Annotated in this window: 5 protein-coding genes; 1 reads left to right on the forward strand and 4 read right to left on the reverse strand. The window is 75.0% G+C overall.

The annotated features are described in order from the left end of the window. Positions 1 to 33 precede the first annotated feature (33 nt). From recO to GFJ45_RS14440, 3 genes are read right to left on the reverse strand one after another with little or no spacing between them, the layout of a single operon-like run. Positions 34 to 765 carry a DNA repair protein RecO gene (recO, locus tag GFJ45_RS14430; protein WP_153398426.1) on the reverse strand — a complete coding sequence of 244 codons (732 nt, stop codon included), beginning with the start codon at positions 763 to 765 and terminating at the stop codon, positions 34 to 36. A 23-nt stretch (positions 766 to 788) separates the two neighbouring features. Beyond that, positions 789 to 2297 carry a Re/Si-specific NAD(P)(+) transhydrogenase subunit beta gene (gene pntB, locus GFJ45_RS14435; RefSeq protein WP_153398428.1) on the reverse strand — a complete coding sequence of 503 codons (1509 nt, stop codon included), beginning with the start codon at positions 2295 to 2297 and terminating at the stop codon, positions 789 to 791. A 9-nt stretch (positions 2298 to 2306) separates the two neighbouring features. Next, positions 2307 to 3845, reverse strand: a complete 1539-nt coding sequence (locus GFJ45_RS14440) for a Re/Si-specific NAD(P)(+) transhydrogenase subunit alpha (protein WP_153398430.1) — start codon at positions 3843 to 3845, stop codon at positions 2307 to 2309. 154 nt (positions 3846 to 3999) lie between these two features. Between GFJ45_RS14440 and GFJ45_RS14445 the strand changes: the two genes are divergently transcribed. Further along, positions 4000 to 4647 (forward strand): alpha-ketoglutarate-dependent dioxygenase AlkB, encoded by a 648-nt coding sequence (locus GFJ45_RS14445; protein WP_153398431.1) that lies wholly within the window; start codon positions 4000 to 4002, stop codon positions 4645 to 4647. 13 nt (positions 4648 to 4660) lie between these two features. Here the strand turns inward: GFJ45_RS14445 and GFJ45_RS14450 are convergent, their stop codons facing one another. Beyond that, positions 4661 to 6298: a phosphoenolpyruvate--protein phosphotransferase gene (locus GFJ45_RS14450; protein WP_153398433.1), complete on the reverse strand. Its 1638-nt coding sequence runs from the start codon at positions 6296 to 6298 to the stop codon at positions 4661 to 4663. Positions 6299 to 6388: the final 90 nt, after the last annotated feature.

Here is a 6388-nt window from a genome sequence, read left to right on the forward strand (position 1 = left end):
GCGCGCCCTCGCCCCGCCGGTCCTGCCCGCGCCTCACGGGGTGCGCTCCACCAGCCGCAACGACCGCACGCCGCGCTCCAGGTGCCACTGCAGGAACGCCGCGACCAGGCCGCTGCCCTCCCGGCGGTGCCGCGGGTCGGAGCCGTCGGCCAGCGGCCAGTCCCCGGACAGCAGCGCCGCCAGCAGCGCCAGCGTCTCCGGGGCGGGCGCGGCCGAGCCCGGCGGCCGGCAGGACGGGCACACCGCGCCGCCGCTGGCGACGTTAAAGGCCCGGTGCGGGCCTGGCGCGCCGCAGCGCGCGCAGTCGTGGAAGCTGGCCGCCCACCCGGCGATCGCCATCGCCCGCAGCAGGTAGGAGTCCAGCACCAGGCCGGCCTCGTGGGTCGGGCCGGCCAGTGATGACAGCGCGCCGGCCAGCAGCGTGAACTGCCGCAGCGCCGGCTCGCCCTCCTCGGTGAGCCGGTCGGCGGTCTCCAGCATCGCGCTCGCGGCGGTCCATGCCTCGTAGCTGCGCGCGATCGCCTCCCCGTAGGAGGCGAGCGACTCGGCCTGGGTGACGGTGTCCAGGTTGCGGCCCTCGTAGCACTGCACGTCCACGACCATGCCGGGCTCGAGCCGGGCGCCGAACCGGGACTTGGTGCGCCGCACCCCCTTGGCGACCGTGCGCACCTTGCCCCGCCCCCGGGTCAGCAGCGTGACGATGCGGTCGGCCTCGCCCAGCTTGTGGGTACGCAGCACGATCGCGGCGTCACGGTAGAGCGGCACCTGCCCATTGTGACCCGGCCGGCTCAGGAGGCACGCGAGGACTCGCTGGCCCGCTGCGGCTCCGCCGACAGGTGGCGCAGGATCTCCTCGACCTTGGCCTTGGCATCCCCGAACAGCATCCGGGTGTTCTCCCGGAAGAACAGCGGGTTCTGCACGCCGGCGTAGCCGGTCGCCATGGACCGCTTGAACACGATGACCTCCCGCGCCCGCCACACCTCGAGCACCGGCATCCCGGCGATCGGGCTGGCGGGGTCCTCGGCCGCGGCCGGGTTGACCGTGTCGTTGGCGCCGATGACGAGCACGACGTCGGTGTCGGGCAGGTCGTCGTTGATCTCCTCCAGGCCCAGCACGATGTCGTAGGGCACCCTGGCCTCGGCCAGCAGCACGTTCATGTGGCCGGGCAGCCGGCCGGCCACCGGGTGGATGCCGAAGCGCACGTCGACGCCGCGCTCCCGCAACCTGGCGGTGAGCTCGGCCACGGGGTACTGCGCCTGGGCGACCGCCATCCCGTACCCGGGGGTGATCACCACCGAGCCGGCCCTCGCGAGCACCTCGGCGGCCTCGTCGGCGCGCACCTCCCGGTGGTCGCCCTGGTCCTCCTCGCCCGCCACGCCGCCTGCCGCCGCGCCGGAGCCGAAGCCACCGGCGATGACCGAGACGAACGAGCGGTTCATCGCCTGGCACATGATGTAGCTGAGGATGGCGCCGGAGGAGCCCACCAGGGCGCCGGTGATGATGAGCAGGTCGTTCTCCAGCAGGAACCCCGCGGCCGCCGCTGCCCAGCCCGAGTAGCTGTTGAGCATGGACACCACCACCGGCATGTCGCCGCCACCGATCGCGGCCACCAGGTGGAAGCCCAGCAGCAGCGCCAGCACGGTCATCACCGACAGCGGCAGCAGCCCCTGCCCCAGCTCGCCCTCCCCCGCCCCGCGGCCGTCGGCCAGGAACCACACCAGCAGGGCCACCGAGGCGACGATGAGGGCAAGGTTGAGCCAGTGGCGCCCGGGAAGGACCAGCGGCGCCGACCTCATCCGGCCACTGAGCTTGAGGTTGGCCACCACCGAGCCGGTGAACGTGATCGCGCCGATGAACACCCCCGCGAACACCTCGACGTCGTGGATGGCGCCGACGGCGCCGGAGGTATGGCCGTGCTCGAGGTAGGAGTTGTAGCCGACCAGCACCGCGGCCAGTCCCACGAAGCTGTGCAGCATCGCGATCAGCTGCGGCATCCCGGTCATCTCCACGGTGCGGGCCCGGATCGTCCCGATCACCGCCCCAGCGGCCATGGCTGCGCCGATGACCAGCATCGTCGGCAGCAGCGGGCGGCCCTCTCCGGCGGCCGCGTTGCGCGCCGCGAGCAGGAAGGTGGCCAGCAGCGCGATCACCATGCCGGCCATGCCGGCGACGTTCCCGCGCTTGGCCGACTCGTGCCTGGACAGCCCCGCGAGCGCCGCGATGAAGCACAGCGCCGCGATGACGTAGGCGCCCTGCACCAGGCCGGGCAGCGGGTCGGACAGCAGCAGGCCGGTCATCGTCGCCCCTCAGCCCCGCCGGAACATGCCGAGCATGCGGTAGGTGACCAGGAAGCCGCCGAAGATGTTGATGCTGGCGACCAGGACGGCCAGCGTGGCCAGCACGCTCACCACGAGGTTGTCGCTGCCGACCTGCAGGATGCCCCCGACCAGGATGATGCCTGAGATGGCGTTGGTCTCCGACATCAGTGGGGTGTGCAGGGCGTGGCTCACGCTGGTGACGACGTAGAACCCCACCACGACCGCCAGCACGAACACCGTGAGGTGCCCGAGGAAGACCGGCGGCGAGTAGGCCGCCACCAGGGCGAACAGCACCGCACCCAGCCCGGCGGCATACCACCTGCGACGCGGGTCGGGCGGTGCCGGTGGCGGCGCGGGCTCGCCGGCCTGGCTCCCGGCGCTCGCTGCCGGAGCGGGGGCCGCGGAGACCGGCACCGGCGGGGGCGGCCAGCGGACCTCCCCGTCCCGGACGACCGTGATGCTGCGCTGGACGACGTCGTCCAGGTCCAGGGCCAGCCGGCCGTCCCGCTCGGGGGTGAGCAGCCGGAACAGGTTGGCGACGTTGGTGCCGTAGAGCTGGGAGGCCTGCGCGGGCAGCCGGCTCGCCAGGTCGGTGTAGCCCAGCACCGTGACGCGGTTGTCGGTGACGACGACCTCGTCGGCCACCGTCCCCTCGCAGTTGCCGCCGTTGGCGGCGGCCATGTCGACGATCACGCTGCCGGGGCGCATCGCCGCGACGGTGCCGGCGCGGAGCAGCGTCGGGGCCGGCCGTCCGGGGATCAGCGCCGTCGTGATGACGATGTCGGCCTCCCGGGCCTCCTGGTCGTACATCGCCGCGGTCGCCTGCTCCTGCTCCTGCGTCATCTCCCGCGCGTAGCCGTCCGCGCTGACCTCGTTCGCCAGCTCCACCCTGACGAACTCCGCGCCCATCGACTCGACCTGCTCGCCGACCTCGGGCCGGATGTCGAAGGCCCGCACCACGGCACCCATCGCGATCGCCGTCCCGATCGCGGCCAGCCCCGCCACGCCGGCGCCGACCACGAACACCCGCGCCGGCGGGATCTGGCCGGCGGCAGTGACCTGCCCGGTGAACTGGCGGCCGAACACGTGCGCGGCCTCGACCACCGCCCGGTACCCGGCCACGTTGGCCATCGAGGACAGCACGTCCAGCGACTGGGCGCGAGAGATCCGGGGGACCGCGTCCATCGCCAGGGCGGTGACCCCTGCCGCCGCGAGGCGCTCCACCAGCTCGGGGCTGCGGGCGGGGGCCATCATCGCGACGACCGTGGCGCCCGGCCGCAGCAGGCCGATCTCCGCCTCCGTCGGGGCGTTCACCTTCACCACGACCTCGGCCGCCCAGACGTCCTCGGCGCTGCCGACCGCCACGCCCGCGGCCCGGTACTCCGCGTCGGGCTGGTCGGACGCCGCGCCGGCGCCGGACTCCACGACGACGTCATAGCCGAGCTTGACCAGCTGGGCGGCCGAGGTCACCGTCGCCGCGACCAACGTCTCGCCCGGCTTCGCCTCCCGGGGTATGCCGATCCGCACGAGGCCTCCTTGCCCCTCGGGTGCACCGCGAGAGCCAACCTACCGGTGAGGAGGGGCAACCGGGCGCGACACCGCCGACGCGGCCTGCGGTTCCGGCTGCGACGACCCGGCTGGGGGCTGGCGGCGCCCGAACAAATGTCCTATTCTCGTACGCATGTCCATCACGTTGCAGGGGTCTCTGCTGGACCAGTCGGAGGACGTGGGCCTGCGCCCGCTGGCCGGGGCGGTCCGTCGCACCACGCTCAGCCGCGGCGCCTGGGTGGACGTCCGCCCGGGGTGGGTGACCGGCTCGGACGAGCTGTTCACCAGGCTCGCCCTCGGCGGCTCCGCCGCGGTGGCCTGGCGCGGCGAGCGACGCGTCATGTACGAGCGGGAGGTCGACACCCCGCGCCTGCTCCGCTTCTACGACGAGGACGAGCAGCTGCCCGACCCGGTGCTGGCCGCGGCGCGGGCGGCGCTCACCGGCTACTACGCCGGCGAGCTGGGCGAGCCGTTCCGGACCGCCGGCATGTGCCTCTACCGGGACGGCCGCGACAGCGTGGCCTGGCACGGCGACCGGCACGGCCGCGGGTCGCGGCAGGACACCATGGTGGCCATCGTCTCGATCGGTGCACCGCGGGCGCTGTTGCTGCGCCCGGTCGGTGGCGGTGCGGGCGCGACCATCCGCCACGTCCTCGGGCACGGTGACCTGCTGGTGATGGGCGGGTCGTGCCAGCGCACCTGGGAGCACGCGGTGCCCAAGACGGCCCGGCCGGTGGGCCCGCGCATCAGCATCCAGTTCCGCCCGCGCGGCGTCCGTTGAGGCGGGCCGAGCCTCAGTCGCGCAGCGGCTCCAGCAGCTGTCGGACCTCCGCCGCGGAGCCGGCCTGCCCGGCCCGCCGGGCGAGCGCTTCGAGCTCAGGCAGCGCCGAGCGGCGCAGCACCGCCTTGACGTCGGGCACGGTGGCGGCGGTGGCGCTGAGCTCGCGCACCCCGAGGCCGACCAGGAGCGCGGCCAGCGCGGGGTCGCTGGCCGCGTCCCCGCACAGCGCGACCTGCACCGGGTCGGGCACCTCCTGGCACACGGTCCGCACGAGGCGCAGCACCGCCGGGTCGGCGTGGTCGGCGAGCTCTGCCAGCGCGGGGTTGCCGCGCTCGGCGGCCAGCAGGTACTGGGTCAGGTCGTTGCTCCCGATGCTGACGAAGTCCAGGCCGGCGCTCAGCTCGGCGACGCGCAACGCCGCCCCGGGCACCTCCAGCATGACGCCGACCTCGAGGCCGTCGGGGCGTCCCCCGGGGAGCCGGCCGGCGGCCTCGTCGAGGCGTGCCAGCGTCCATTCCACCTCGGCGCGCGTGGTGACCATCGGGACCAGCACCCGCACCGGGTACCGGGCGGCCACCCGGCAGACCGCCTCCAGCTGGTCGACGAGCGGTCCGGGCGCCTCCCGGAACACCCGCAGCCCGCGCACTCCCAGGAACGGGTTGGCCGCGACCGGGACCGGCAGGAACGGCAGCGGCTTGTCCCCGCCGACGTCCCAGGTGCGGACCGTCAGCGGGCGGCCCTGCAGCGCCTCCGCGACGACCGTGAGCTGCTGCACCTGCTCGGCGACCGTGGGGGTCTGCCGCCAGCCGGCGAAGAGCACCTCGGTGCGCAGCAGCCCGCACCCGTCGGCGCCGGCGGCGACCGCCGGCCCGGCCTCGGCGACGGTACCCAGGTTCGCCTCCACGGCGACCCGGACACCGTCAGCGGTCCGCCCCGGCTCGCGCGCCGCCGCCAGCGCCTGCTCCCGGCGTTGCCGGCGGCTCTCCCGGAGCTCGGCCAACCGCCGCCAGGTCGGTTCGTCAGGACCGACGTGGAGCTGCTGCCGCCGGGCGTCCACCGCGAGCAGCGTGCCGTCGGGCACGTCGGCGTCCTGGCCCGCGCCGGTGATCACGGGGAACCCGCGGGCACGGGCCACCAGCACCCCGTGCCCGGTGGCGCCGCCACGCAGGGTGACCACGCCGGCCACTCCGGCGCCGTCGAGGGTGGCGGCGGTGCCCACGTCCAGGTCGTCCAGGACTAGGACGGCCGGCTCCCCGCCGGTGCTGTCCCCGGCACCGTCCGGCCGGGCGTCCTCGCCCTGGTCCACCAGCCGCCGCAGCACGCGGCCGCCGACCTCGGTGACGTCCCGGGCCCGGTCCCGCTGGTAGGCGTCACTGAGCGCCGCCAGCTGCTCGTTCAGGCCGGTGACCTGACGCTGCCAGGCGGGTGCCGCCGGTTCGCCGTCGGCCACGGCGTCCCGGACGGGGTCGAGCAGGGCGGGGTCGCGCAGCAGCTCCAGGTGCGCCTCCACCACCGCGGCCTCCTCCTCCCCGACGACGGCACGCATCCGGGACGCCAGCGCCCGCAGCTCCCCGGCCGCCCCGCCGACGGCGTCGGCCAGCCGGGCGAGCTCCTGCTCCGGCGGGCCCGGCTGGTAGCGGCTGAGGTCCACCTGGCCCGCGCCGGCCCGCGCCAGCCTTCACCCTGTCCGACGCTGCGGGCAACCAGGTCTCGCTGAGCGACTACGCGGGGCAGAAGGTGA

This window comes from Ornithinicoccus halotolerans, assembly GCF_009602535.1.
GTDB classification, from domain to species: domain Bacteria; phylum Actinomycetota; class Actinomycetes; order Actinomycetales; family Dermatophilaceae; genus Ornithinicoccus; species Ornithinicoccus halotolerans.